The organism is Paraburkholderia sp. 22099, from assembly GCF_052045835.1.
GTDB lineage: Bacteria > Pseudomonadota > Gammaproteobacteria > Burkholderiales > Burkholderiaceae > Paraburkholderia > Paraburkholderia terricola.
Window position 1 is genome coordinate 128,859 of record NZ_JBQEPU010000005.1, and the last position, 25,613, is coordinate 154,471.

At 64.5% G+C, this 25,613-nt stretch carries 21 protein-coding genes and 1 pseudogene; 8 read left to right on the forward strand and 14 right to left on the reverse strand.

The features are described from left to right. Nucleotides 1-533: 533 nt before the first annotated feature. Nucleotides 534-6,446, reverse strand: a complete 5,913-nt coding sequence (uvrA, locus tag ACTJLC_RS07050) for an excinuclease ABC subunit UvrA (protein WP_374710295.1) — start codon at nt 6,444-6,446, stop codon at nt 534-536. 354 nt (nt 6,447-6,800) lie between these two features. Between uvrA and ACTJLC_RS07055 the strand changes: the two genes are divergently transcribed. Together ACTJLC_RS07055 and ACTJLC_RS07060 are read left to right on the forward strand one after the other, a co-directional pair. After that, complete coding sequence (locus ACTJLC_RS07055) at nt 6,801-7,064, forward strand: PepSY domain-containing protein (RefSeq protein ID WP_073430488.1); 264 nt, start codon at nt 6,801-6,803, stop codon at nt 7,062-7,064. 19 nt (nt 7,065-7,083) lie between these two features. Continuing rightward, nucleotides 7,084-7,605 (forward strand): annotated as a pseudogene (locus tag ACTJLC_RS07060) (cytochrome b/b6 domain-containing protein); the annotation flags it as partial. Here the strand turns inward: ACTJLC_RS07060 and ACTJLC_RS07065 are convergent. The 3 genes from ACTJLC_RS07065 to ACTJLC_RS07075 all read right to left on the reverse strand — a co-directional run bounded on the left by ACTJLC_RS07065 (nt 7,492) and on the right by ACTJLC_RS07075 (nt 10,584). Continuing rightward, nucleotides 7,492-9,054: an amino acid racemase gene (locus ACTJLC_RS07065; RefSeq protein ID WP_084561450.1), complete on the reverse strand. Its 1,563-nt coding sequence runs from the start codon at nt 9,052-9,054 to the stop codon at nt 7,492-7,494. The pseudogene ACTJLC_RS07060 and the gene ACTJLC_RS07065 overlap by 114 nt on opposite strands. Nucleotides 9,055-9,219: 165 nt before the next feature. Next, nucleotides 9,220-9,537 (reverse strand): single-stranded DNA-binding protein, encoded by a 318-nt coding sequence (locus ACTJLC_RS07070; RefSeq protein ID WP_073430490.1) that lies wholly within the window; start codon nt 9,535-9,537, stop codon nt 9,220-9,222. Nucleotides 9,538-9,660: 123 nt separating this feature from the next. Next, entirely contained in the window at nt 9,661-10,584 is a 924-nt protein-coding gene (locus ACTJLC_RS07075) for a LysR family transcriptional regulator (RefSeq protein WP_073430491.1), read from the reverse strand. Between the two features lie 233 nt (nt 10,585-10,817). Between ACTJLC_RS07075 and ACTJLC_RS07080 the strand changes: the two genes are divergently transcribed. Beyond that, nucleotides 10,818-11,267 (forward strand): VOC family protein, encoded by a 450-nt coding sequence (locus ACTJLC_RS07080; RefSeq protein WP_073430492.1) that lies wholly within the window; start codon nt 10,818-10,820, stop codon nt 11,265-11,267. A gap of 9 nt (nt 11,268-11,276) precedes the next feature. Here the strand turns inward: ACTJLC_RS07080 and ACTJLC_RS07085 are convergent, their stop codons facing one another. Continuing rightward, nucleotides 11,277-12,188: a LysR family transcriptional regulator gene (locus ACTJLC_RS07085; protein WP_310132260.1), complete on the reverse strand. Its 912-nt coding sequence runs from the start codon at nt 12,186-12,188 to the stop codon at nt 11,277-11,279. 139 nt (nt 12,189-12,327) lie between these two features. Between ACTJLC_RS07085 and ACTJLC_RS07090 the strand changes: the two genes are divergently transcribed. After that, nucleotides 12,328-13,071: an SDR family oxidoreductase gene (locus tag ACTJLC_RS07090; protein ID WP_073430494.1), complete on the forward strand. Its 744-nt coding sequence runs from the start codon at nt 12,328-12,330 to the stop codon at nt 13,069-13,071. Between the two features lie 113 nt (nt 13,072-13,184). Here the strand turns inward: ACTJLC_RS07090 and ACTJLC_RS07095 are convergent, their stop codons facing one another. Both ACTJLC_RS07095 and ACTJLC_RS07100 read right to left on the reverse strand, forming a co-directional pair. Further along, nucleotides 13,185-14,210: an aldo/keto reductase gene (locus ACTJLC_RS07095; RefSeq protein WP_073430495.1), complete on the reverse strand. Its 1,026-nt coding sequence runs from the start codon at nt 14,208-14,210 to the stop codon at nt 13,185-13,187. Between the two features lie 185 nt (nt 14,211-14,395). Further along, on the reverse strand, nt 14,396-14,986 hold the full coding sequence (locus ACTJLC_RS07100) for a DUF4142 domain-containing protein (RefSeq protein WP_073430496.1): 591 nt from the start codon (nt 14,984-14,986) through the stop codon (nt 14,396-14,398). A gap of 398 nt (nt 14,987-15,384) precedes the next feature. On the opposite strand from ACTJLC_RS07100, the gene ACTJLC_RS07105 reads away from it, so the two are divergent. Next, entirely contained in the window at nt 15,385-16,365 is a 981-nt protein-coding gene (locus tag ACTJLC_RS07105; RefSeq protein WP_073430497.1) for a chemotaxis protein CheV, read from the forward strand. A gap of 63 nt (nt 16,366-16,428) precedes the next feature. Here ACTJLC_RS07105 and ACTJLC_RS07110 read toward each other — a convergent pair whose 3' ends face one another. The 5 genes from ACTJLC_RS07110 to ACTJLC_RS07130 all read right to left on the reverse strand — a co-directional run bounded on the left by ACTJLC_RS07110 (nt 16,429) and on the right by ACTJLC_RS07130 (nt 18,758). After that, nucleotides 16,429-16,854: a response regulator gene (locus tag ACTJLC_RS07110; RefSeq protein ID WP_073430498.1), complete on the reverse strand. Its 426-nt coding sequence runs from the start codon at nt 16,852-16,854 to the stop codon at nt 16,429-16,431. A gap of 20 nt (nt 16,855-16,874) precedes the next feature. Then, the gene (locus tag ACTJLC_RS07115) at nt 16,875-17,507 is read right to left on the reverse strand and encodes a response regulator (RefSeq protein WP_073430499.1); all 633 of its coding nucleotides are present in this window, start codon (nt 17,505-17,507) and stop codon (nt 16,875-16,877) included. A 142-nt stretch (nt 17,508-17,649) separates the two neighbouring features. Next, the gene (locus ACTJLC_RS07120) at nt 17,650-18,222 is read right to left on the reverse strand and encodes a ferritin-like domain-containing protein (RefSeq protein ID WP_073430500.1); all 573 of its coding nucleotides are present in this window, start codon (nt 18,220-18,222) and stop codon (nt 17,650-17,652) included. A gap of 108 nt (nt 18,223-18,330) precedes the next feature. After that, the gene (locus tag ACTJLC_RS07125; RefSeq protein WP_073430501.1) at nt 18,331-18,492 is read right to left on the reverse strand and encodes a DUF1328 domain-containing protein; all 162 of its coding nucleotides are present in this window, start codon (nt 18,490-18,492) and stop codon (nt 18,331-18,333) included. A gap of 89 nt (nt 18,493-18,581) precedes the next feature. After that, nucleotides 18,582-18,758 carry a DUF1328 domain-containing protein gene (locus tag ACTJLC_RS07130; protein WP_073430502.1) on the reverse strand — a complete coding sequence of 59 codons (177 nt, stop codon included), beginning with the start codon at nt 18,756-18,758 and terminating at the stop codon, nt 18,582-18,584. A 192-nt stretch (nt 18,759-18,950) separates the two neighbouring features. Here ACTJLC_RS07130 and ACTJLC_RS07135 point away from each other — a divergent pair, with 192 nt between their 5' ends. Together ACTJLC_RS07135 and ACTJLC_RS07140 are read left to right on the forward strand one after the other, a co-directional pair. Further along, nucleotides 18,951-20,384 (forward strand): sensor histidine kinase, encoded by a 1,434-nt coding sequence (locus ACTJLC_RS07135; RefSeq protein ID WP_084561448.1) that lies wholly within the window; start codon nt 18,951-18,953, stop codon nt 20,382-20,384. Between the two features lie 199 nt (nt 20,385-20,583). Beyond that, complete coding sequence (locus ACTJLC_RS07140; protein ID WP_073430504.1) at nt 20,584-20,718, forward strand: entericidin A/B family lipoprotein; 135 nt, start codon at nt 20,584-20,586, stop codon at nt 20,716-20,718. A 269-nt stretch (nt 20,719-20,987) separates the two neighbouring features. On the opposite strand, the gene ACTJLC_RS07145 is transcribed toward ACTJLC_RS07140, so the two are convergent. After that, nucleotides 20,988-21,782: a DUF4397 domain-containing protein gene (locus tag ACTJLC_RS07145; RefSeq protein ID WP_073430505.1), complete on the reverse strand. Its 795-nt coding sequence runs from the start codon at nt 21,780-21,782 to the stop codon at nt 20,988-20,990. A gap of 362 nt (nt 21,783-22,144) precedes the next feature. Here ACTJLC_RS07145 and ACTJLC_RS07150 point away from each other — a divergent pair, with 362 nt between their 5' ends. Continuing rightward, a complete protein-coding gene (locus tag ACTJLC_RS07150) occupies nt 22,145-24,205 on the forward strand; it encodes an NADPH-dependent 2,4-dienoyl-CoA reductase (RefSeq protein ID WP_073430506.1) in 2,061 nt (686 codons plus the stop codon). Nucleotides 24,206-24,356: 151 nt separating this feature from the next. Here the strand turns inward: ACTJLC_RS07150 and ACTJLC_RS07155 are convergent, their stop codons facing one another. Beyond that, complete coding sequence (locus tag ACTJLC_RS07155) at nt 24,357-25,298, reverse strand: EamA family transporter (RefSeq protein WP_073430507.1); 942 nt, start codon at nt 25,296-25,298, stop codon at nt 24,357-24,359. Between the last annotated feature and the right edge of the window lie 315 nt (nt 25,299-25,613).

Here is a 25,613-nt window from a genome sequence, read left to right on the forward strand (position 1 = left end):
ATATAAGCAAATAAGTTTTCATGTGCCGTGGCGTATGAAGCTCAAAAACGGAGGTCAAAGGGCGGCGCTCGCCGAGTGGCGGACCGCATCGAAAGCCGCTTAATCGTGCGACGGCGAGAAATCCAGCGCGAGCGAAAACCGCGGCCGCTAAATGCGGTCGCATGACTTCAAAATCGGCATGGAAAGCCTGAAGACAAATAGCAGCGCAATGCGTGCGGATGTCTCGCCGGCCAGGCGCTATTCGTGATGAAGGCGCTTGATGGAAGGGGACAATATCAAACCAAAAACGGCCGTCAAACTTTTTTTGATGAATGAAGACCTGATTGGTACACCGGCCTCATTAGATAGATGCCTCTAAATTGTCGAGGCGCTCCCGGCGAATCCCACTATGTCGCGAATCGCGGCGACTAAACAAAGCGCGCCGCGCACTAAACATTAATGTCGCGATAAAAATGCGCACGGCCCACATCGCTTCTCGCGATGCAGGCCGTGCGTGGATTCATGCATGAATGCCCGCGAGAAGACGGCTCGCGCTACCCGTTGGTGCCCTCGCCTGCTTCAACCGGCGCGACGACGCGTGCCGCTTCCGTGCGTTCGAGCACCGGCTTCAGCGCGGCACCCGTGTGGCTCTCGCGCACACGCACGAGTCCTTCAGGATCGGTTGCCGCAACGATGGCGCCGCCACCCACGCCGCCTTCAGGACCGAGATCGATGATCCAGTCGGCCTCGGCGATCACGTCGAGATCGTGCTCGATGACGACGACGCTATGGCCGCCATCCGCAAGACGATGCAGCACGCGGATCAGCTTGGCGACGTCGGCCATATGCAAGCCGACGGTGGGTTCGTCCAGCACGTACAGCGTATGCGGCGGTTTCTGCCCGCGCCGCGTGACGTCGTCGCGCACCTTGCTCAACTCGGTGACGAGTTTGATCCGCTGCGCCTCGCCGCCCGACAACGTAGGCGACGGCTGGCCGAGCGTGAGATAGCCGAGCCCGACGTCTTTCATCAATTGCAACGGATGCGCGATGTTCGAGATCGGCGCGAAGAATTCGACGGCCTCGTCGATTTCCATGGTCAGCACGTCGCCGATATTCTTGCCGCGCCAGGTGACCGCAAGCGTCTCGGGATTGAAGCGTTGCCCGTGGCACACATCGCAGGGCACCTTCACGTCCGGCAGAAAGCTCATGCCGATGGTGCGCACGCCCTGCCCCTCGCAAGCCGGGCAACGGCCTTCGCCGGTGTTGAACGAAAACCGCGAGGCCGTGTAGCCGCGCGCACGCGCTTCGAGCGTGCCCGCGAACAGCTTGCGGATCGCGTCCCACACGCCGATGTACGTGGCCGGACACGAACGCGGCGTCTTGCCGATCGGCGTTTGATCGACTTCGAGCACGCGGTCGATGCTTTCCCAACCGGTGATCGAATCGCAGCCCTGCCACGCATGCGTGACGTTCAGCGGAGCGCGCGGCGCCGTGCGAGCCAGCACGCTCGAACGCCGGTTCGCGGCCGGCTGTTGCTCGGCCGCCGCTCGCGCGCGCCGCGTGGCCGGCGACGACAGCACCGAGCGCCCGACCGCATCCAGCAGATTCGCCATCAACACGTCGCGCGCCAATGTCGATTTGCCCGAGCCGCTCACGCCGGTCACCGCGACGAGGCGCGACAGCGGAATGCCGACCGTGACGTTGCGCAAGTTATGCAGCCTCGCGCCATGCACCGTCAGCCAGTTTTCCGGCACCGCGGCCGCGCGCCTGGCCGGCGCGACCACAGCGCGGCGCGCCTGCAACGGATGCACGATGGGCCGCGCGAGAAACTGCCCGGTTAGCGAATCAGGCTGCGCCGACAGATCGGCCACGCTGCCCTGCGCGATTAACGTGCCGCCGCGCTTGCCCGCGCCCGGCCCGATATCGATGATGTGATCGGCACGCCGGATCGTGTCTTCGTCATGCTCGACGACCACCAGCGTATTGCCCTTTTCGCCCAGTTTGCGCAAGGCGCTCAGCAGAATCTGGTTGTCGCGTGGATGCAGACCGATGGTGGGTTCGTCCAGCACGTAGCACACGCCTTGCAGATTGCTGCCCAGTTGCGCGGCGAGCCGGATACGCTGCGCTTCGCCGCCCGACAGACTCGGCGCGGCACGATCGAGACTCAGATAGCCGAGCCCGACTTCTTCCAGAAATTGCAGACGGCTGCCGATTTCGCTCACCACGTCACGCGCGATTTCCGCGTCGCGCCCGCTCATCTCCAGCGAGTCGATCCACGCGCGCGTATCCGACACGGTCCATTGCGCGACGTCGACAATGGACTGCGCGTTGAACGTCACCGCGCGCGCGGTGGGGTTCAGACGCGTGCCGGCGCAATCCGCGCAGGGTTCGTCGACGAGACCTTCCGGTTCCTGCTCTTCCGACGGCAAGCTCTGCTCACGCCCGCGATTGTCGTCGACGACGATCGTATCGTCGTAGGCGGCGCGTTGTTCGCGCGTGAGCGCGAGACCCGTGCCGACGCAAGTGGTGCACCAGCCATGCTTGCTGTTGTACGAGAACATGCGCGGATCGAGTTCGGGATAGCTCGTGCCGCATGTCGGGCACGCGCGCTTGGTGGACAGCACCTTCACGTCGCCCACTTTCGCCGTGGGATGACCGCCGTTGATCGCGTCGTGCAAACCGTCGAGCGGCGCCAGCAGATGCATCACGCCCTTGCCGATTTCCAGCGTCTGGTCGAGCGCCTCGCGCAACCCGGTTTCATTGTCCGGCGACACGACGAGGTCGGCCACCGGCAGTTCGATCGTGTGTTCGCGGAAGCGGTCGAGCTTCGGCCACGGGTCCACGGGCACGAACTCGCCATCCACGCGCAGATGCGTGTTGCCGCGCGCTTTCGCCCACTTCGCGAGATCCGTATAGACGCCCTTGCGGTTCACGACGAGCGGCGCGAGAAAGCCGACGTGCTGCCCCTTGTGATCGCGCAGCAACTGCGCGGCAATCGATTCGACGCTTTGCGACGTGACCGGCGTGCCGTCGTGAATGCAATGCTGCAAGCCGAGCTTCACATACAGCAAACGCAGGAAGTGCCACACTTCCGAGGTGGTCGCCACCGTACTCTTGCGACCGCCGCGCGACAGGCGCTGCTCGATCGCGACCGTGGGCGGAATGCCGTACACCGCGTCGACTTCAGGCCGCCCGGCCGGCTGCACGATGGAACGCGCGTAGGCGTTCAGCGATTCGAGGTAACGGCGCTGCCCCTCGTGAAACAGGATGTCGAACGCCAGCGTGGACTTGCCCGAACCGGAGACGCCGGTAATCACGTTGAACTTGCCGTGCGGAATATCGACGTCCAGCGATTTCAGATTGTGTTCGCGCGCATTGACGATGCGCACCACGTCCTCGCCCTCGATCGCCCGGCGCGCCCGCGCCGCGCTCAGCGCCTTTTGCAGCGGAATGCCTTGCGACGCCGGTTCGGCCGCCGCGTTCATCGCACGGTCGTATTGCAGCAGCGCCTCGCCGGTATGCGATTCCGCGCATTGCTTGACGTCTTCCGGCGTGCCCGCGCACAGCACGCGACCGCCGCCGTCGCCGCCTTCCGGGCCGAGGTCGATCAGCCAGTCGGCCGCGCGGATCACGTCGAGGTTGTGTTCGATCACGATGAGCGAATGACCGCTCGCGAGCAGTTTGCCGAACGCCTGCATCAGCTTGGCGATGTCGTCGAAATGCAGGCCCGTGGTGGGCTCGTCGAACATGAAGAGGCGTTTCGCAACGGCCTGTTTCGCAGCGCGCGCGCTGCGCGCCTGGGCCGATTCGGCGAGGAAGCCCGCGAGCTTGAGCCGCTGCGCCTCGCCGCCGGACAGCGTGGGCACCGGCTGGCCGAGCTTCACGTATTCGAGGCCCACGTCGACAATCGGCTGCAACACGCGCAATACCTCCGCGTCGTTCGCGAAGTAGGCGGTGGCTTCGCTCACGGTCAATTCGAGCACGTCCGCGATGCTCAACGCGCGCGCCGGTTGGCCGCGCTCGATCTTCACCTCCAGCAGTTCCGCGCGGTAACGGCGACCGTCGCAATCGGGGCAGCGCAGGTACACGTCGCTCAGGAACTGCATTTCAATGTGCTCGAAACCGGAGCCGCCGCAGGTCGGGCAGCGCCCGTCGCCGGAGTTGAAGCTGAACATGCCGGGACCGTAGCCGCGTTGTTGGGCGAGCGGCGCCCTGGCGAACAGCTTGCGGATTTCGTCGAATGCGCCGACGTAGCTGGCCGGGTTCGAGCGCGCGGTCTTGCCGATCGGCGACTGGTCGACGAACACCACGTCCGTGACCTGATCGGCGCCGCTCAGGCTTTTGAATGCGCCGGGCGATTCGGTGGCGATGCCGAAATGCCGCGCCATGGCCGGATATAAAACGTCTTGCAGCAAGGTGGATTTGCCGGAGCCCGACACGCCCGTCACGCAGACGAGCCGCTGCAACGGAATCTCGACCGTGACGTCGCGCAGATTGTGCTCGGTCGCGCCTTCCAGCACGATGCGCGGCGTGTCGTCATTCACCGGACGCTGTGACCAGTGCGCCGCATCCGCCACATGGCGGCGGCCGCCGAGGTACTCGCCGGTCAGCGTGCCGGACGAGCGGATCGCCTCGGGCGCGCCGTCGTAAATGATCGAGCCGCCGCGCTCGCCCGGCCCCGGACCCATGTCGATCAGACGGTCCGCCGCGAGCATTACCGAGGGATCGTGCTCGACCACCACCAGCGTATTGCCCGCATCGCGCAAGCGGTGCATGGCTTCGACGATGCGGTTCAGATCGCGCGGATGCAGGCCGATGCTCGGCTCGTCGAGCACGAACAGCGTCTTGGTGAGCGAGGTGCCGAGCGCCGTGGTCAGGTTGATGCGCTGCACCTCGCCGCCCGAGAGCGTGCGGCTTTGCCGGTCGAGCGTGAGATAACCGAGGCCGACGTCGCACAGATATTTGAGGCGCGTGCGCACCTCGGCGAGCAGCAGTTTGAGCGCGTCGTCGAGCAACGCGCTCGACAAGCTGATTTCGTCGAAGAAACGCCGGATGCGTTCGATCGGCATCAGCATCAGATCGTGCACGGTGAGGCCCGGCAAGGCCTCGAGTTGCGCGCGCGACCAGTCGACGCCGCGCGGCATGAAGCGCTGCGCGGCCGGAAGCACCTGGTCCGCGTTCGCCTTGCTGCCGAGGCGCCACAGCAGCGATTCGGTTTTCAGGCGCGCGCCGCCGCAGGTTTCGCACGGCGTATAGCTGCGGTACTTGGACAGCAGCACGCGGATATGCATCTTGTACGCCTTCGATTCCAGATACTCGAAGAAGCGCTTGACGCCGTACCAGTGGCTTTGCCACTTGCCGTTCCACTCCGGCGAACCGTTGATGACCCAGTCGCGCTCGGCATCCGTCAGTTCGCCCCACGGCGTGCCGCGGCGGATATCGGCTTTGGCCGCATAGCGCATCAGATCGTCCTGGCATTCCTTCCAGGCCGGCGTTTGCATCGGCTTGATCGCGCCTTCGCGCAGCGTCTTGCGCGCGTCGGGAATCACGAGGCCCAGGTCGACGCCGATCACGCGGCCGAAGCCGCGGCAAGCTTCGCACGCGCCGTATGCCGAGTTGAACGAGAACAGCGCCGGCTGCGGGTCGGCATAACGCAGGTCGCTTTCGGGGCTGTGCAAACCGGTGGAGAAACGCCAGATTTCCGGCTCGGCCGGGGTCGTTTCAGGCGCATTGGGCGCATCGGGCGTGGCGGGCGTGGCGGGCAGCACGTAAATGTTGACGCGCCCGACGCCGCGCTTGAGCGACGCCTCGATTGCCTCGACCACCCGTTGCTTATCCACCGCGCGCAGCCGGAAGCGGTCGGCCACCACGTCGAGCAGCTTGCGCTTGCCGGTGGGCGAATCGACTTCGCGTTGCGCCTGCACGCGCGTATAGCCGCTGGCCGAGAGCCACTGCTCCACTTCCTGCTCGGACGCCGACTCCGGCAACTCGACCGGGAACGTGACCACCAGCCGAGGATCATGCTGCGCGGTGCGCTCCAGCAACTCGGCGTAAATCGTTTCCGGCGTGTCGTGACGCACCTGGCGCGCCGTCTTGCGATCGAACAGTTCGGCCGCGCGCGCATAGAGCAGCTTCAGGTGGTCGTTGAGTTCCGTCATGGTGCCGACGGTGGAGCGCGAACTGCGCACCGGGTTGGTCTGGTCGATCGCGATGGCGGGCGGCACGCCGTCGACCCGGTCGACTTGCGGCCGGTCCATGCGGTCGAGAAATTGGCGCGCGTAGGCGCTGAAGGTCTCGACATAGCGCCGCTGCCCTTCCGCATACAGCGTATCGAACACGAGGCTCGACTTGCCGGAACCGGACGGGCCGGTGACGACCGTCATTTCGCCGGTTCTTACGTCGAGATCGACGTTCTTGAGGTTGTGCTGGCGTGCGCCGCGGATCTTGATAGTGCCGTTGGATGACAATTTTTTCGACCGTCTGAATGAGTGGGCCACCTCTCACGGACGCCTCGCGACCGCGCAAGTTCGATGCAGCCGGGCCGGCGGGAACACACGCCGAAGGCCTGGTTACGACGGGATACTATACTGTATATTCATACAGTTTTCCACGACGCCGCACGTTCGCAAAATCGCTTCCCATAGGGTGCGACTTTCGCTCGCACCTGCTTTCAAAACCCTTTCCGGCGCGGCGGGCGCCGTTATACTGGCGGTCGCCGTGAACGGTCCCCGCGATTGCCGTTCATGCTTTTGCCGCCCGGCAAGCTCAGGAATCGATTTCCCGGGCGTCATCGGTCATTTTCAATCAGGAGACGGATATTCATGTTCAAGCTTATGGTGTTGCTGGCGGCCGTAGCCGCGTCGAATGCGGCTTTCGCGAAGGCCGACTGCACGGCGCATCCGAAGAGCGAATGGATCAAGGAATCGGACGCGCGCGCTCAACTGGAAGCGCAGGGCTACAAGATCAAGAAGTTCCAGGTCGACGGCAACTGCTACGAGATCTACGGCCACAATAAGGACGGCAAGAAGGTCGAGATCTATTACGACACCAAGACGCTGGCCGTCGTGAAATCGGAAATCGAGTAAGCGGCAGCGCTTGCGAACCATGCACTCATCGCACGGCGCGCGAGTCGCGACCTGGGACATCTGGGTTCGTCTCACGCATTGGACGGTAGCGGGCATCGTCCTGTGGAATCTGTTCGGCCCGACCGATCAGATACATCGGGTGCTGGGGTACTGTGCGGCCGGGCTCGTCGCATCACGTCTCGTCTGGGGCGTGATCGGCACACGGCCCGCACGGTTCTCGAGCTGGTGGCCCACACGTGCACAACTCGTCGCTTATCTGCGTTCGCTGGCCGCGGGACAGGCGCTACACCACGCGTCGCACAATCCGCTTGGCGCTTTGATGGCAGCCGCGCTGTGGTTCTTGATTGCCGCGCTCGCGCTGAGCGGGTTCGTCATGCGTCTCGATGCATTCTGGGGAGAAGAATGGCCCCAAACCGTCCACTATTGGTTATCGGTGGCATTGCAGGGTTGCGTTGTCGTTCACATCGTCGCGGCTGTCGCAATGAGCGTGTGGACTCGTGAGAACCTCATCGCCGCCATGATCACCGGCCGCAAGCGGCGCCGCGCTTAGCCTGGACCCGCTCGCCGCCAGCGCATCAGCCACGCAGCGTCGCGCGAGCACTTCGGTCGGATCGACGAGCCGCACCATCCGTCCACCCGGGCCCGCCAGCGTCGAGCCGCGCAGCAGCAGCGGCAATTCGGTACACCCCAGCACGATCACCTGCACGCCTCGGGCGACCAGATCATCGACCGCCGCGTCGACGTCGTCGCGACATTCGCCCGTGAGATGGCCCGCCTTCGCACCGTTCGCGCCATAAATCGCGTTCATCAGCCGCGCCTGGGCGGCCGCGGCCGGCGCGATCTGCACGAAGCCGCGCGCCTCGAGCGCTTTCTCGTAGACGCGGCTCGCGAGCGTGCCCGAGGTCGCCAGCACGCCGACTTCGCGCAAGCCGGGAAACGATTCGCGCAGATAATCCGCGGTACAGGTCAGCATATTGACGATCGGAACGCCGAGCGAAGGCTGAATCCGTTCGACGAACGCATGCGCCGTATTGCACGGAATCGCGATCAGATCCGCGCCGCCCTCTTCGAGCGTTTTGCATGCGGCGTAGAGCGCGAGCGTCGGATCGTCGCCGCCGCCGAGCAGCGCCTCGGTACGGTCGGGAATCTGCGGGTCGTGCTCGACCATGACCTTGATGTGATCCTGGTCGCATGCGGCGGGCGTGTTGCGCACCAGCTTCCCCATGAAGTCGACGGTGGCGGCCGGCCCCACGCCGCCCAGCACGCCCAGCTTGAAGCGCCGCCTGGGCGGCGAGTATTGCCCCGCCGTGACGTAGCGCGCATACACCAGGTTCGCATCGACGAGCGGTATGTCCAGCGTGCCGAGCGCGCGCGCGACCAGGGCGATTTCGGCGAGCCCCGGCAAAATGATTTCCGCGCCTTGCGCGACGAGATCCGCGCATGCCGCGCGCAGCAACTCCACGGGCCGGCCATGAAAATGTCCGCTTTTGACGCCGTTCTCGCCGTACACCGCATTCGTCACGCAATCGACGCCCGCTTCGTTGCGCGGATGCAGCACCTCGTAGCGCCCGGCGTCGAAATAGCGTTCGAAGAGACCGTTATCGCGAATCGCGTCCGACGTCAGCACGCCGATGCGGCGCACCAACGGATAAGCTTGCCGCACATGCGCCGACAGCGCGCTCATGAGGTTGACGATGGGCACGGCCACGTTCGCGGAGAGCTCGTCGATAAAGACATGGCTGAGAAAGCACGGCAGGACGATCGCATCGACGCCGCGCTTTTCGAACGCGCGCATCGTGTCGAATACGTGAATCTTGAACTGCGCGTTCGCCGTGCTCTGCGAAGCCGGTCCCGGCCAGGACCGCTGTTCGAGAACGAGATCGATGGGCCCCGCGCCGCGGCGGCAGATGGCGGCCATTCTGCTCAGGACGTCGGCGCTGGCAAGCTGCGCCGCCCCGGTGACGACGCCCAGCGAACGATAGCGATTCATGATGACTTCCCCCGACATTGTTCCGATCCTCTTCGTCCGCCTCGATGCCGGGCGGCTTTTTCGCGCTTGAGGATGACATTATGTCGAGGGAGTATGACGTGGGGTTAACCACGAAAATAACAATTTCTTCGCGTTCAGCGCGGCATGGAGGCCGCGAGGATCACTTCAATCGTCAGCTTCGCGACGGCCCTCGTAAGCCGTCAGCATCTTGTGCGCGACCATGTCCACGGCCGGTTTCACCAGGCCGTTCTTGTCGGTCCACACCTTGGGCGTCAAAGTCCCGCTGAGCGCGACGCTGTCCGCATCGCCCAACGCGAGCAGCGCCGTTTGCACGTCGTCGTCGAACGCGATCACGTTGACGAAAATCGTGTCGCCGTCATGGGTGGCGGCCCGCACCTTGCAGGTGACAAACCGCCTGCCGTTCTGCCCCGTGCGAATCTGCGCCTCGCCATACAGCCGCCCGCCCACCAGTCCCTCGATCATCGCCCTACTCCTGTTGTCGCGTACCGTGCAAAAACCCGTGCAAAAAGCAGGATTGCCCAGCACGATTCGCATGATCCCACGAGAGACCGCGCGGCCCGCATGAAACAACGCATCGTTCGCGCGTCAGCCGGCGATCGTGAGATCGACGCCACGCACGAGGCGCTTCGCAAGGCGCGGTTGCCGCAACTGTTCGAGCCACCATTGCAACGCGCGGCCTTCATGATCGCCGCGCCACGCGACGTACAACACGTTCGGCTCGCGCGGATCGGCGGTCGCCTTCTCCACCAGCTCGCCCTTCTTCAGCAACGAAGCCACCCGCTGACGCGGCAGCCATCCGACGCCCAACCCGTCCCGCTGCGCCAGAATCTTGGCGCGCATGCTCGGCACGGCGAGCGATGCCTGTCCGCCGATCATGCCGTATGCGCGCCCCGCCGTCGCGCGCGACGAATCGGCGACCACCACCGCGCGATGCTCCAGTATCCGTTCGCGTGCGAGCGGTCCCGCGACGCTCGCGAGCGGATGCCGCGGCGCGACCGCGAACACCCACTCCATCACGCCGAGCTCGAACCAGCGCAAGCCGGGGATCGCCGGCGGTTCATTGGTCGCGCCGACGATCAGATCGGCGCGGCCGTCGCGCAACGCTTCCCACGTGCCGCTCAATACTTCGTGCGTGAAGCGCAGCTTGACACCCGAGCCGAGCGCGTCGAAGGCGCGCACCACGGGCATCAGCAATTCGAATTCGAGAATCTCGTCCGTGACCACCCAGAGGCGGTCTTCCCAGCCGCTCGCGATCTGACGCACGCGCTGCGTCATGCGCGCCATGTCGAGCATCAAGCGGGCGGCTTCGTCGGCGAGCAGTTGGCCTGCCGGCGTAAGTTGCAGGCGGTAGCGGCGGCGGTCGAACAGCAGCGCGTCGAAACGCGTTTCCAGTTGCCGCGCGGCGTGCGAGATCGTGGACGGCGCCTTGCCGAGGCGCGCCGCCGCGCGCGACAGACTGCCGGTCTCGCGAATCGCGTCGAGCAAAGCCAGTTCGTCTTCCGACAACATGTTCCATTCCTTCGAACGGTTTCGACGGGAAAATAGTACGGCAAAGGGGCGACGCGAGTCCACCATGGCGATCAGCCCCTGACGTCTCGCCAAAATGCCATGACGACGGGATTTCGAAAAATCCGCATGAGTGCTGCGTGCGCAACCCGAAGCGGCATGACTGCGAGCGCGCCGCATGATCGCGCGCACCTCGATACTTCGGCCATCATGGCCAGCGTGAAGGAGTCAATCTCGTGTCGACACATACCGTGACCACCCCGCCCGTCAGCGGACTGCGCATCAACAACGTGGCGCTCGCCACCGGCGATCTGAACAACGCGATCGCGTGGTATGAAAAAGTATTCGGCTTCGTCGTGACCGAACGCGGGCATTTCGATGCGGTCGGCGCGGACTACGCGATGATCGAGGCGGCGGGGGTGCGCATCGAACTGGTGTCGCGTCCGCATGCCGATCTGCAACGGGTCGATCGCACGCCGCCGCCGAATCATCTGGACGTGCTGGGCTACAAGGCCGTGGTGTTCGAAACCGACGACCTGGCCGCGGCCACCGCCACGCTGACGCAACACGGCGTCGAGTTTCTGTGGGCGAATCAGCCGCTCAACGAAGCGCGCAGTTCGACCATGCTGCGCGATCCCGAAGGCAACCTGATCAACGTCTTCGGACCACGGCGCGCGCCCGGTTGACGCGTCCGTTCACAGTGAAGCCCGCGTCGCCGCGCCAGCCGCCTCGAAGATGTCGCGCAACCATTGCGCAAACACCCTCACGCGCGACGACAACTGGCGGTTCTGCGGATACAGCACCGAAACCGGCATCGACGGCGGCGGAAAGTCCGCGAGAATGATCTTCAGCCGCCCGGCGGCCAGTTCCCCCTCCACGCGATACCGCGGCACCTGGACGATGCCGAGCCCCGCCACCGCGGAACCGGTATAGAGATCGGCGCCCGTCACCGATACCGCCGACGGCAGGACCATCGCTGTCTGCCGGCCGTCGATGCTGAATTCGAGCGGCACCGGCTTGCCGGTCGCGCTCGATACGTAATTGACCGCCCTATGCGCAGCGAGCGCCGACGGATCGGCCGGCTCGCCATACGCATCCAGATACGCGGGACTCGCCACCGTCACTTGCGGCAGTTGCGCGACGCGCCGCCCGACCATCGACGAATCCTGCAAATGGCCCGCCCGCAGCACACAATCGATGCCCTCCCGCACGAGGTCGACCAGGCGATCGTCCTCGCCGATCGTCAGTTCGATGCCCGGAAAGCGCGCGAGAAACGCCGGCAGCGCCGGCACCACGAAGTTCCGCGCCAGCGTGCCTTGCAGGTTCACCCGCAACAACCCTTTCGGCGCGGCGTTCGAAAACGAGCCCTCCGCTTCCTCCATATCGGCGATCAGCCGCACGCAGCGGCGGTAGTACGCCTCGCCGTCGTGCGTGAGCCGCACCGTGCGCGTGGTGCGTTCGAGCAGCCGCGCGCCGAGCCGCTGCTCCATGCGCTTCATCAGATTGGTGACGGTGGCGCGCGGAATTTGCAGATCGTCCGAAGCGCGCGTGAAGCTTTGCCGCTCGGCGATCCGCACGAACACCCGCATTTCCTCGAAACGATCCATGTTCGACGGCCTTGGCGCGGGCTAACCCGCCTACTGTTAAAGCAAATGGAATGATGATGCGCAGTCTAGCCCGATTATCTCAGCGACGAAAGCGTCCATGATTTGTTTCACTTACTCATTTCGATCGAGGAAACGAATCATGAACATGCTCAAAAACGCACAAATTGCCATCGTGACCGGCGCATCCCGCGGTATCGGCGCGGCGGTCGCACGACGTCTCGCCAAGGACGGCTTCGCGGTCGCCGTCAACTACGCATCGAGTTCGAACGAAGCCGACGCGCTCGTCGCCGAACTCACGGCGGCGGGAACCAGGGCGATCGCGATCCAGGCCGACGTGTCGAATGCGGACGACGTGCGCCGGATGTTCGAGGTCACCGAACAACAACTCGGCAAGATCGACGTGCTGGTCAACAACGCGGGCGTGCTCAAGCCCATGCCGCTCGCCGACACCAGCGACGCGCTGTACGACCATAACTTCGACATCAACGTGCGCGGCACCTTCAATACCTTGCGCGAAGCCGCTGCGCGGATGAACGACGGCGGACGCGTCGTCAACTTCTCGAGCACCACGCTCGGGCTGAACATGCCGGGCTATGCGATCTACAACGCAACCAAGGCCGCCGTCGAAGCCTTCACGCATGTATTCGCCAAGGAATTGCGCGGCCGCAAGATCACCGTGAACGCGGTGGCGCCTGGCCCGGTCGCCACGGCGCTGTTCCTCGACGGCAAGACCGACGAACAGATCCAGACCTTCGCCAACATGCCGCCGCTGCAACGCCTCGGCCAGCCGGACGATATCGCCTCGGTCGTGTCGTTCCTCACCGGTCCCGACGCGGGCTGGGTCAATGGACAGGTCTTGCGTGCGAACGGCGGCGTGGCCTGAGAACCGGTTGCCGGCGTTCGCGCATCCCGATGCAGTCCGCCGTCATGACAGCGGACTGTGCGCCGCTCCGGCCGAACTCGCGAAAGGAGACGCGGAGCCGGAGCGCGCGCCGCTTACACCACCTTCGGATTACGCTCCGCGAATCCTTCCTGATGCCAGTACGGATAAGCGGGACGCACGGCGCTGGCCGCGTCGAGCTTCGCCATCTGTTCGGGCGTCAGATTCCAGCCCACCGCGCCGAGGTTCTGCCGCAACTGTTCCTCGTTACGCGCGCCGATCAGCACCGTCGACACCGTAGGCCGCTGCAACAACCAGTTCAGCGCGATCTGCGGCACCGTCTTGCCGGTTTCGGCGGCGACTTCGTCGACCGCATCGAGCACGCGGAACAGATACTCGTCCGGCACCGGCGGTCCCATGTCGGCGGTTTTATGCAAGCGGCTCGTATCCGGCAGCGGCTGGCCGCGTTTGATCTTGCCGGTCAGACGCCCCCAGCCGAGCGGACTCCACACCACCGCGCCCACGCCCTGATCGATGCCGAGCGGCATCAACTCCCATTCGTAATCGCGGCCCACCAGCGAGTAATACGCCTGATTCGCGACATAGCGCGGATAACCGTAGCGGTCCGCGATGTCCTGCGATTTCATCAGATGCCAGCCGGAAAAATTCGACACGCCGGTATAGCGGATCTTGCCGGCGCGCACGAGATCGTCGAGCGTGGACATCACTTCGGCGATCGGCGTTTTCGCATCGAAGCCGTGCAACTGGAACAGATCGATGTAATCGGTTTGCAAGCGTTTGAGCGCCGAATCCACCGCCTGAATCAGGTGAAAGCGCGACGAGCCGACGCTGTTCGGCGCGTCGTCGAAACGAAAGGTCGCCTTGGTCGAAATGAGCGCCTTGTCGCGCTTGCCCTTGAGCGCCTCACCGAGTACCGACTCGGAGGCGCCGTTCGAATAGATGTCCGCGGTGTCGAACAGGGTGACGCCCGCGTCGAAACAGATGTCGATCAAACGCCGCGCTTCGGCGACGTCGGTGGCGCCCCACGCCTCGAAAAATTCGCCCTTGCCGCCGAACGTGCCGGTGCCGAAACTCAGCACCGGCACCTTGAAGCCGGACGCACCCAGATGTCTGTATTCCATTGATGAACTCCTTGGCCTGGCCCGTCGATTAACGGGCATTCAGTCTACGCGCGCCGGCGCAATCGCGCCGGCAGGCTGACAAGGATTCTGGCGTTGAGGTGTTGCAAAGACGAGGCGTGACCGTGGATTTTTATCGCGGCTCGACGGTGCACATGCCGATGCCGCGTGGGGTGCCGCGTGTTGCTTTACTGCGCCGCGACGGACAGATGCTTCCGCTTGGCGAGTGCCTGAGCCAGCGCGTAGTGCTCCTGGATGATCGGCAACGACTTCTTCGCGACGGCCTTCAACTGCTCGTCGCGGCCCGCAGCGATTTCCGCCTGGAACGCCGACAACGCCTTCTGTTGGCCGACGAGCGCGACCTGCTCGATATAGGCCTTGTCGAATTCGGCGCCGCGCAGATTGTTGATGCTCGCGAGCACCGCCGTGTCGGGATCGTTCTTCGGCACGTCGACGCCACGCGGGCTGGCCGCGCGCAGCGCGTCCGAAATCTTCGCGTTGTCGGCCGCGATGCGTTCGGCGAATGCCTTGACGTCGCGGTCGGAGGAACGCGCGGTGGCGATGCGTGCCGCGTCGCGTTGGGTCGCGACGGCCTTGGTGCCGTCCGCGATGAAGGTCTGATCGGCGGCATGCAGACGGGTGGCGTCCGCCGCCGCTATGGCCGGGGCGGCGGTGGTCGGAGCGGGCGCCGGCGCGGTTTGAGCATTGGCCGCGGTGGCGACGACGAGCAGGCTGGCGACGCAGGCACTGGTGAGGGTTGCGAGAGGCAAGCGGATCATATTTTCTCCTTGGAGTGAAGCGAAACAACAGCGATGCGTGCGCGCCCCGGATGCCGTGGGCTGCGCTCAACTTACGCAGGCGGCTTGCGAGCCGCTGGCGGCGCCACGCTTTTATCGCTGTGAATTCTAGGAGCCGCCCGGCGCACCATGTGAAACGACGCTGTCGCTTCTGTAACGGCAGGTAACGCTCAGATGAATGACCGCAAGCGGTCGCAGCGACGCTGCCGCTTTGGTCACCAATCAAAGGCATGCGTGTTAACCATGGGAATTCGAGTAAACAAGCACGAATCGCTGAACTTTCCGGACATCGCGCCGATAACAGGGATGTAAGGCGCGCGCCAGGGCCACACGCAACGTATGCATGGCGCACCACACGCACGCAATCCTGGAGAGATTCGATGGCAGTAGATCACCGCGCGAACGACGAACGCAGCAACCTGACCAGTTCCAACAAGTTCGAGTTGTTGCTGTACCGGCTGGGCTCGGTGCCCGGCAGCGACGCACACGAGCTTTACGGCATCAACGTGTTCAAGGTGCGTGAAATCTCGACCATGCCGCCGGTCACGCCGATCGCCGGTTCATCGCCGTTCGTGATGGGCGCGGTGGACATTCGCGGGCAGATCATTCCCGTGATCGACCTGCCGCGGCTGATGGGCTGCGAGCCCACGCGCGGGCTGAACATCCTGCTCGTGACCGAATTCGCGCGTTCGACGCAGGCGTTCGCGGTCGAGGAAGTGGACGACATCGTGCGGCTCGAATGGAATCAGGTGCTGTCCGCCGAGGGCGCGGCCGGCGGCAATCTCGTCACGAGCATCGCCCGCATCGACGGCAACACGGGCGACTCGCGGCTCGCTCAGGTGATCGACGTGGAGCAGGTGTTGCGCGACGTGTTTCCGTCGCAGCATCCGAGCGTGGACCCGGCGTCCGTCGGCGAAGCGCTGGGCATTCGGCGCGGCGCGAAAATTCTTGCCGCCGACGATTCCGGTTTCGCCCGCAAGCTGATCGAGCAGGCGTTGACGGCGATCGGCGCCGACTTCGTGATGGCCAAGACCGGTGAAGAGGCCTGGCACACGTTGCAGGAAGTCGCGCGCGAAGCCGAGGCCAACGGGACGCGGGTCAAGGATAGTATTGCCCTCGTGCTGACGGATCTTGAGATGCCGGAGATGGACGGGTTCATGCTGACCCGGCAGATCAAGGCCGATGAGCGCACCCGCGATATTCCGGTGATCATTCATTCGTCGCTGACCGGAGCCGCGAACGAGGCGCACGTGAGGAATGCGGGGGCCAACGGGTATGTGGCGAAGTTTGCCGCCGGGGAGTTGGCGGATGCGATTCGGAATGCCTTGAGCGGGGTGCCGGCGGCGGACGTTGCCGCTTGAGGTTGCTATTTGCCGTGCGGATGCGGCTGCTCGGCCGCGCGGTAGTCTCCCCTACCGCTACCGCTACCGCTGCCGCGCGGACGCATACTCATGCAGCGCATCGATCACCCGATCGAATTCGAACGACTTGTCATAGAAATGCCGCACCCCGTACTGCTCACATCGTTCCCGATAAGCCGGCAACGCATGATTGGTCAGCACCGCGGCAAACACGGAATCGATCAGCCCTTCGCGCTGCAAGTACGCCAGCACGGGTACGCCTGAACCCCGCTTCAACTGCAAGTCGACGATCACCGCATCGAACGCCTCGCCGTTCAGCAGCGCGATAGCCTCGTCGGCGGAATCGGCGTAGGCGGCCACGCGCAGCAAGCCGGACGCGTCGATCGCTTCCACCAGGCTCCTGCGGATCAGCGGCGAATCCTCGATCAGCAACACCCGCAACGGCGCGCGGCGGGCCGGGTCGTCAACGAGGTTCGATTCGCTGTTCATCGGAGTATCTCGATCGTCCATTATTCGATCAAGCCGTTCTTGATCGCGTAATACGTCAGATCGGCGTTGTTCGCCAACCGCATTTTCTCCAGCACGCGAGCGCGATACGTGCTCACCGTCTTGACCGACAAATGCAGTTCCTCCGCGATCTCGGTCGGAATCCGGCCTGCCGCGAGCTTGCAGAAGATCTGGAATTCGCGCTCGGATAACGCTTCGTGAGGCCTGCCCGCGGCCGGCTTGTCGAGGTTGTCGGCGAGCGTGTCGGCCACCGCCTCGGACAGATAGCGATGCCCGCGCGCCACCGCGCGAATCGCCCGCACGATTTCCTCGGGCTCGCAGTCCTTGTTCAGATAACCGTTCGCACCGGCGCGCAGCAGGTTGATCGCGTATTGACTCTCGGGATAACCCGACAGAATCAGCACGCCCTGCTCGGGACGAAGCTGCTTGATCACGCGCAAGGTGTCGATGCCGTTCTTGTCCGGCATCGCGATGTCGAGCAGCACCACGTCGAACGCCTGCTCGCGCACGAGACTGATGGTCTCGTCGCCGGTGGCGGCTTCCGCCGCGACGCACATGTCCGGCTCGTCCGCGACGAACTGCCTGAAACCGCCTCGGACGATCGCATGGTCGTCAGCTATCAGCACTCGAATCATCGTTTTGGTGTCCGTGCCAGGGAGAACGCTCCGAAGCAGACATTGTAATGATCTCCGGCATGCGTCGGCCGCCCTCGGGCGCTTTCGCACACCGGTTATGCGTTGGTTATGCGTTGGTTCTTCGTCGAGTATTCGTTATTCGCTACTCGCGGCCCTGAAGCAGGTCCGCCATGTCGTCGGCATGCTCTTCTTCAACGGCGAGGATTTCCTCGAAGAGACGCCGCGTGGTCACGTCCTTCTCGCCGAGATAGCGAACGATCTCGCGATACGTGTCGATCGCGATACGCTCGGCGACCAGATTCTCGCGGATCATATCCGTCAGATTCCCGCCTTCCTTGTATTCCGAATGCGCGCGCGTTCGCAAACCGTCCGGCGCGAAATCCGGCTCGCCGCCCAGTTGCACGATGCGCTCGGCGATGCGGTCGGCGTGTTCCTGCTCTTCTTTCGCATGCTGCGCGAATTCCGCGGCCACGGCCTCGGAGTTGATGCCCTTCGCCATGAAGTAATGCCGCTTGTAACGCAGCGTGCAGACGATCTCGGTCGCCAGTGCGTCGTTGAGCAGCTTGAGCACCGTCTCGCGGTCCGCGCCATAGCTTTGCGTGACCGGTCCGTCAGACATGTGCTTGCGCGCGTCCTCGCGGATCTTCCGGACGTCCATCACGAATGGATCGCGCGATTGGGATGCCGCGCCTTGGGCGCCAGGTGAGTTCGCCATTGAGTCTCTCCTTTATCCGGTACGGTGGGGATGACGCATCGGGCACCAATCGGGCATGAAGCGGGCACAAAGCGCACCCGATGCGTCCTTCGAGCAAGTGCATTTCGTCTACGTTCGGAATACGCCGAGCAGCAGCGTGACGACGAACACGACGAGGAAAATGTAGAACAGGATCTTCGCGATTTCGGCCGCGCCCGCCGCGATGCCCGTGAAGCCGAATACGGCGGCAATCAGCGCGATGACGAAAAAGACGATGGCATAGTGAAGCATGGCAACTCTCCTTCCTGTTGGTATTCGTATCGAACGAACCGCGCTTCAATTTCAAAAGACGCGGCGTGCAAAGCGTGCGTCGAGCGTCGCTAATCGATGATTTTTTTCGTCACCACGAAGCCCAGCACGAGGAACACCACACACAGAATCACGAACACCACGAACAGGACCTTCGCAATTGCCGCGGCGCCCGCCGCCACGCCGGTAAACCCGAGAAGGCCGGCGATCACCGCGACGACGGCGAAGAACAACGCCCATTTCAGCATGATGGCTTCCTCCTGCAAAACGGTTGAACGACCACGTTCATCCTATCGGTCGTCGACGGCGCGCGCATTCCGACGCGCTCCGGTTTTCGTGTGAGAATCCGCTGACATTCGATTACGGCAGCGTTACGCCGCCTGCCTTGAGCCGCGCGACGTTACACTGAAGCTCCGAGCCAGGAACCCGACGTGTCAGATATGCAGAACGTGTCGAACGGGCAGCACCCAGGCGCCGCGGCGCGGCTCAGCGCCTGGATGCGCAATCGCAGTTGGGCGATCGCGATGACGGTCGCGATCGTCATCACCGTGGGCGGCCTCGTGATTCTCGAGACGGCGCGCGAGCGCATCGCCGCCGAATACGAAACCGCGCTCGAGGCGCGCGACGTCACCGTGCAGTTGAGCATGCTCGCGAGCCAGGTGGCGCATCTGAGCGCGCAGCAAGACCGGTTTCTTCTGACGAAGCAGGACGCGGCCGCGCGGGATTTTTGCGCGACCGCCGCACGGATTCGCCAGAGCGGGCGGCAGTTGAGCGGCTTCTACCACGGCGGCAAGGCGGACAGCGCCGAGTCGGCGAGCTTCGCGCAGGTCGCGGCGCTGATCGAGGCGCGCATCGGGGCGGGCGCTGCCGCGATGCAACAGGTCGCGGCGCATGCCCTCGATCTCAGCGCTTGCGGCAGCACGAGCAAGGCCGGCGCCGTCGACGCCTCGCTGATCGACAGCACGCTCACGCTGCTGCGCGACAACGAGGAGCGCCGCGCGCAGCATGCGCTCGCCGCGAGCCGCGCCGATCAGCGCATCTCCACGCTGTGCGCGGCCGGCTTGTCGGCGCTGAACATCGTGCTGTTCATCCTGCTGTTTCGCAATCTCGGCATACAGATCGACCGTCAGGCGCGCGTGCAGCGTCAACTGATCACGCAGCAGGAAGAACTCGATCAGCTCGTCAATGAACGCACCCGTCAGCTCGAAGCGTTGGGCTGGCACTTGCAGGCGGTCAGCGAAAACGAAAAGACCCAGCTCGCGCGCGAGTTGCACGACGAACTCGGCGCGATTCTGACCGCGAGCAAGATGGACGTGGCGTGGGCCAACCGCAAGCTGAAGAACAGCGAGCCGGATGTCTCGGAGAAGCTGAAGCGCGCGCTCGCCAATCTCGACCAGGGCATCGCGCTCAAGCGCCGCATTATCGAAGACATGCGACCCACGGTGCTGGCGAACTTCGGGCTCGTCACCGCGCTGCGCACGCTCGCCGACGAAGCCGTGCAGCGCAACAACTGGATGCTCGATCTGCACCTGCCCGCCGACGATATCCAGCTCGACGAGCAGACGGAGATCGCGCTCTTCCGGGTCGCGCAGGAGTCGCTCACGAACGCCGCCAAGTACGCGCGCGCCTCGAAGGTGTCGATCGCGTTGCAGGTCGGCGACGGCGAAGTGGCGCTGCACATTGCCGACAACGGCGTCGGCATCACGCCCGCCGATCTGAAGCGCACGCACACTCACGGGCTGCTCGGCATGCGTCAGCGCGTCGCCGCGCATGGCGGACGCTTCGACATCCGGCGCGGCGTGCCGAACGGCACCGATATCCACGTGGTGATGCCCAACGCCAGCGCGGCGGCGCCGTCGAAAACCTCGGTGTAGCCACGCGCTGCGGGAGACGCGAGAACTTCTGTAGGAGTGCGCCGACGCAAACACCGGAGCACGCCTACAGCAAAATCGCAGCGCAACCGACAGCGCCGTCCCCGCTCATTTTTTAACATGCAATCAGACCGGGCCGACCGGCTCACGCCACCGTCGGACGACAACATCAACCGATGCATTCTCGACAAGGAGAACTTTCATGAATCGACTGATCGCTTTGCTTCTCATTGCAGGGACGGCCGCACTCGCCGGTTGCAACACCATTTCGGGAGCCGGCGAGGACATTTCGAAGGGCGGCAGCGCCATTACGAATTCGGCCGAAAAAGCCAAATAAGCAGCTTGCAATGGATCGAGCGCCAGGCGTCTAGCGGCGCCGGGTCATGCCGGATCTCCAGAGCCCGCCGCGGGAAACCGCGGCGGTTTTTTTATGGCAGCGCGCAGTACGCAGCACGCCGTTGCATTCGCTGGCGGCCTTGCAAACAAAACGGCGATCCACTCGCGTGGATCGCCGCCCCGTCCTCCCCTGGCGCTTGTCGCCTATCGCATGCGTTCGCCGCGTGTGTTAGTTCACATCGGCCGCGGCCATGCGCAGGTTTGGCGCGCTCATTGCCCCGTCAGCGTGTTCGTCAACTCGACGCTCGGCGTGCTCGTGTTGCCGTTCTGCGCCACCAGCAGATGGATCTGCCCCGGCACGAGCTGACTCAGCGTGCCGGCGATCGGCACCGAGGTCACCAGCCAGTCGGCATTGTTCGACAGCGTGAACGACGCCGACTGGAAGATCGGCGTCTTGCTGCCGGCCACGGTCGCGATCAGCACGTAGGTGCCGCCGGACACGTAGATCGAATCCTGGCCGGTCGGCGGCACCGCGTTCTTGAACGCCACGCCCGCCATCGTCGGCGACATGCCGGCGATGTTGGTGTTGGTGGACTGAACCAGATACAGGTCGAGGTTGGTCGCGTTCGCCGACGCGTTGAACGCGCGCAAACGCGCGCTATTGGACAGCAGGCCCTTGTCGAAAGGATCGTCGATCAGGCCGATATCCGGCGCGCTTGAGCCTGGCAAAGCCAGCACCGTGTATTCGTGACCCTTCGCGACATTGGGGAAGGTGCCGCTCGCGAGCGCGGTGGTCGTGCCCGTCGCCGCGTAGGCGACCGAGGTCGAACCCGTGTTGATGTTGGTGAAATTGGTCACGCCTTTATAGGCGACGTTGGTTTGTCCCGAGGGCGCCGTGCCGTTCACGATGAAGTCCAATGCCGGCCCGCTCGGAATCGCGTGGATGAAATGGATCTGCGGATTGGTCAGTCCGAGTTCCTTGCCGACGTCGTCGGAGCCGCCTCCGCATGCGCTCAGAACTGCTGCGACGGCAACCAGAGCCGTCATGGTTCGGATTAGTTTCATTTGTATTCACCTATATCGATGTTGGGCGCTGGACCCATTGATTTGCGGGCGTGCCACCTCGAATGTCACGCCGTGCGCAACCGTGCTCGTTGATCGTTGGAATGGTTCTCGCCGGCTCTGTCGAAACGAAGCTGCCCCTCCTATCCCTGTCTCACATCGCGCCTGTTTTTCGAACGGCGCGGTCCATGTCGATGGACGCTCGCAACGAGCAATGCGTGTGCCGCAGGGGACGCCATGGCTTACGGCGGCTTGGGAATGTCTTACGGGACAATGCATTGCGAGGATTAGAAAGTTTCCTCGGAAGGTTGGCCGAGCGAGCGGTGTATTGTTCGTGCGCATCCAATACTTACACGGCGCCCTGCATGTCTTACCAACACTTACTCGCCGAACTCGACCTGGGCTTCACCCGCTTGCGCAACCGCGTGGTGATGGGCTCGATGCACACCGGCATGGAGGACCGCTTCTGGCATTACCCGCAGCTGGCCGCCTATTTCCGCGAGCGCGCGAAAGGCGGCGTGGGGCTGATCGTCACGGGCGGCATCTCGCCGAATCGGCAAGGCTGGCTGCTGCCGTTCGGCGGCACGTTGAACAGCGTGTTCGATCTGCGCAATCATCGGCTGTTGACCGAGGCCGTGCATGCCGAAGGCGGCAAGATCGCGCTGCAGATCCTGCATGCGGGCCGCTATGGTTATCAGCCATTCGTCGTATCGGCGTCCGCTATCAAATCGCCGATCTCGAGGTTCAAGCCGCGCGCGCTGAGCCTCGCCGGCATCGCGAGCACCGTGCGCGACTATGCGCGCTGCGCCCGTCTCGCGCAGCGCGCCGGTTACGACGGCATCGAGATCATGGGCAGCGAAGGTTATCTGCTCAACCAGTTCCTCTGCCCGCGCACCAATCGTCGTGACGATCGCTATGGCGGCAGCATCGAGAACCGCATGCGTATCGCCCGCGAGATCGTCGAACAGGTGCGCGCGGTGTGCGGCGAGCGCTTCATCGTCGTGTACCGTCTTTCGTTGATCGATCTGGTGGAAGGCGGCAACACGTGGGACGAAACCGTGCAGGTCGCAAAGGCGCTCGAAGCGGCCGGCGTGACGATGTTCAACACGGGCATCGGCTGGCATGAGGCGCGCGTGCCGACCATCGTGACCTCGGTGCCGCGCGCGGCCTTCGCCTCGCTCAGCGCGCGCTTGAAGGCCGCCGTGAAGGTGCCGGTGATCGTGTCGAACCGCATCAATACGCCCGAGGTCGCCGAGGAACTGCTCGCGCAGGGAGCCGGCGACCTGGTCTCGATGGCGAGGCCGCTCTTGGCCGATCCCGAGTTCGTCGTGAAGACCGCCGAGGGACGCGCGCACGAAATCAACACCTGTATCGCCTGCAATCAGGCTTGCCTCGATCACACGTTCAGGAACGAGCGCGCGACGTGTCTCGTGAATCCGCGTGCCGGACGCGAGACCGAACTGGTCTATCGGACCGTTTCAGGACCGGCGGTGCGCTCGGTGGCGGTGGTCGGCGCGGGTCCGGCGGGACTCTCGGCGGCGACGGTGGCGGCCTCGCGCGGGCATCGCGTGACGCTGTTCGATGCGAGCCCAACCATCGGCGGCCAGTTCAATCTGGCGATGCGCGTGCCGGGCAAGGAGGAATTCGGCGAAACGATCCGCTATTTTCAGAGCCAGTTGCAGCGTCATCGCGTCGACGTGCGGCTCGATACGCGCGTCGATCCCGCGCTGCTCGCCGCGGGCGCTTACGACGACGTGATCGTCGCCACCGGCATCGTGCCGCGGCGGCCGGCGATTCCCGGCATTGACGGGCCGAACGTGCTGTCCTACGTCGACGTGCTGCGCGGCGCGCCGGTCGGCGCACGCGTCGCGGTGATCGGCGCGGGCGGCATCGGCTTCGATGTCAGCGAGTTCCTGCTGCATCGTCCGGGCGAGCCGTTGCCGATGTCGCGCGATGCGTGGCTCGATGAATGGGGCGTCGATCTCGCGGTGCGTGAGCGCGGTGGCCTGAAAACGCCGGCGCCGCCCCAGCCGGCGCGGCAAATCTGGCTGTTGCAGCGCAAGGCCGGCAAGCTCGGCATGGGGCTCGGCAAGACTTCCGGCTGGGTGCATCGCGCGACGCTCGCAAGGAACGGCGTGAAGATGCTCGGCGGCGTGTCGTATCTGGAGATCGGCGCGCGCGGTTTGAAGATCGCGCGTGAGGGCGTCGAGGCATGGCTGGATGTGGACACGATCGTCGTGTGCGCGGGGCAGGAATCGCTGCGCGATCTGCTGCCGCGGGCCGCGGCGGCGGGCGTGGTTGCGGCGGAGAGGTCCGTGGAGACGCAGAGTCCGCGCTATCACGTGATTGGCGGAGCGAAAGTCGCGACGGAACTGGATGCCAAACGCGCGATTCGCGAAGGCGCGGAAGTGGCGGCGGCGCTTTGATGCTGAAGGGAATGCGCCGCGGTGGTTTGTGCTGTCGTGCTGTCGTGCTGTCGTGCTGTCGTGCTGTCGTGCTGTCGTGCTGTCGTGCTGTCGTGCTGTCGTGCTGTCGTATTCGCGCCGCCGCGCCACTGCGGCGGCGCCTCGCACACGCTCAGGCGAGCGCCTTCTTCCGGTAATCGAACCAGAAAGACAGGCCCACGCTCGCCAGAATCACGATGGTCGCGATCACCGTCGAGCGCGTGACCGGCTCGCCGAGCAGCAGCGCGCCGAGCGCCACCGCCACCACCGGATTCACGTACATGCAACTGCTGGCGATGATCGGGCTCGTGTGCCGGATCAGGAAGCCGTACGCGACGTACGCGGTCATCGTGCCGATCAGCATCAGGTAGATGAACGCCAGCAGCGGCAGAAAGTGCACTTCGAGCATCCGTTCACCGGAAACCAGCGCGACCAGCGTCGACATCGCGCCGCCCAGGCCGATTTGCAGCGAGGTCGACAGGAACAGATCCGAGGGCAGCTTCAGCCGCCCGGCCAGATGCGCGCCGCCGGCCCAGAACAGCGCGCCGCACAGAATCGCGAGACTGCCGCCCGCCGAGCCCGGCGTTTCGTCGCCGTGGCTCAGGATCGCGATGCCGACCAGCCCGAGGCCGACTGCGAACCACTCGCCCCGGCCGATCTTGCGCCCCGCCACCGCCGCGATCACCGTCGCGAACAGCGGCACGGTCGCGACCATCACCGCCGCGGTGCCGGTGCCGACCGTGCGCATCCCATAGGCCAGCATGCCGCTCGACAAACCCACCAGCATCGTGCCGACGAGTCCCGCATTGCCGATCTCGGCGGCGCTCGGCCAGACCGGATTGCGGCGCGCCGCGAAGATGAAAAGCCCTACGCCGGCAAACAGGTTGCGCAGACCGGACAGCAGCAGCGGCGGGAACGAACCGAGCGCGACGTGCACGGCGAGATACGTCGAGCCCCACACGAGGTAGACGACGGCGAGCGCGAGCGCGATCTGTCCGTTGCGCGACTGCGGCAAACGGATGGAAAAACCACCCGGGACAAGGCGCGAAAAAAGGCTGGGAAGTTGCGACGACATGCGTTCAACCCGCCCATGCCGCTCGAGGCGCCGCGCCCCCGCTGAAGACCCCGTGGCGGGATGGCGGACACCGCATCGGCGATGCGGTCTGACGGGCGAGGCTGGCGGACATGTTGGTGGAACGAGAAGACGATAGATGGCCAAAGGGGCCACAACGCCGCGGTGGTCGAAGGAAATCGCTCCACGGCTGACACGCGTCCAATGTTGGGCGCGCATCGCATTATGCAGTAAGCGCCCACCGCGCCGTGCGAAAGAATCGTAATTTTTTGCGTGTCCGCAACAAAAAAGCCGGGGACGTTTCCCCGGCTTTCAGCG

Coding starts and splice junctions, on each gene's coding strand:
- ACTJLC_RS07055 (WP_073430488.1), top strand. CDS start 6,801: ATGTTCAAGCTTATGGTGTTGCTGGCGGCCGTAGCCGCGTCGAATGCG.
- ACTJLC_RS07065 (WP_084561450.1), bottom strand. CDS start 9,054: ATGAATCGCTATCGTTCGCTGGGCGTCGTCACCGGGGCGGCGCAGCTT.
- ACTJLC_RS07070 (WP_073430490.1), bottom strand. CDS start 9,537: ATGATCGAGGGACTGGTGGGCGGGCGGCTGTATGGCGAGGCGCAGATT.
- ACTJLC_RS07075 (WP_073430491.1), bottom strand. CDS start 10,584: ATGTTGTCGGAAGACGAACTGGCTTTGCTCGACGCGATTCGCGAGACC.
- ACTJLC_RS07085 (WP_310132260.1), bottom strand. CDS start 12,188: ATGGATCGTTTCGAGGAAATGCGGGTGTTCGTGCGGATCGCCGAGCGG.
- ACTJLC_RS07090 (WP_073430494.1), top strand. CDS start 12,328: ATGAACATGCTCAAAAACGCACAAATTGCCATCGTGACCGGCGCATCC.
- ACTJLC_RS07095 (WP_073430495.1), bottom strand. CDS start 14,210: ATGGAATACAGACATCTGGGTGCGTCCGGCTTCAAGGTGCCGGTGCTG.
- ACTJLC_RS07100 (WP_073430496.1), bottom strand. CDS start 14,986: ATGATCCGCTTGCCTCTCGCAACCCTCACCAGTGCCTGCGTCGCCAGC.
- ACTJLC_RS07105 (WP_073430497.1), top strand. CDS start 15,385: ATGGCAGTAGATCACCGCGCGAACGACGAACGCAGCAACCTGACCAGT.
- ACTJLC_RS07110 (WP_073430498.1), bottom strand. CDS start 16,854: ATGAACAGCGAATCGAACCTCGTTGACGACCCGGCCCGCCGCGCGCCG.
- ACTJLC_RS07115 (WP_073430499.1), bottom strand. CDS start 17,507: ATGATTCGAGTGCTGATAGCTGACGACCATGCGATCGTCCGAGGCGGT.
- ACTJLC_RS07120 (WP_073430500.1), bottom strand. CDS start 18,222: ATGGCGAACTCACCTGGCGCCCAAGGCGCGGCATCCCAATCGCGCGAT.
- ACTJLC_RS07125 (WP_073430501.1), bottom strand. CDS start 18,492: ATGCTTCACTATGCCATCGTCTTTTTCGTCATCGCGCTGATTGCCGCC.
- ACTJLC_RS07130 (WP_073430502.1), bottom strand. CDS start 18,758: ATGCTGAAATGGGCGTTGTTCTTCGCCGTCGTCGCGGTGATCGCCGGC.
- ACTJLC_RS07135 (WP_084561448.1), top strand. CDS start 18,951: ATGCAGAACGTGTCGAACGGGCAGCACCCAGGCGCCGCGGCGCGGCTC.
- ACTJLC_RS07140 (WP_073430504.1), top strand. CDS start 20,584: ATGAATCGACTGATCGCTTTGCTTCTCATTGCAGGGACGGCCGCACTC.
- ACTJLC_RS07145 (WP_073430505.1), bottom strand. CDS start 21,782: ATGAAACTAATCCGAACCATGACGGCTCTGGTTGCCGTCGCAGCAGTT.
- ACTJLC_RS07150 (WP_073430506.1), top strand. CDS start 22,145: ATGTCTTACCAACACTTACTCGCCGAACTCGACCTGGGCTTCACCCGC.
- ACTJLC_RS07155 (WP_073430507.1), bottom strand. CDS start 25,298: ATGTCGTCGCAACTTCCCAGCCTTTTTTCGCGCCTTGTCCCGGGTGGT.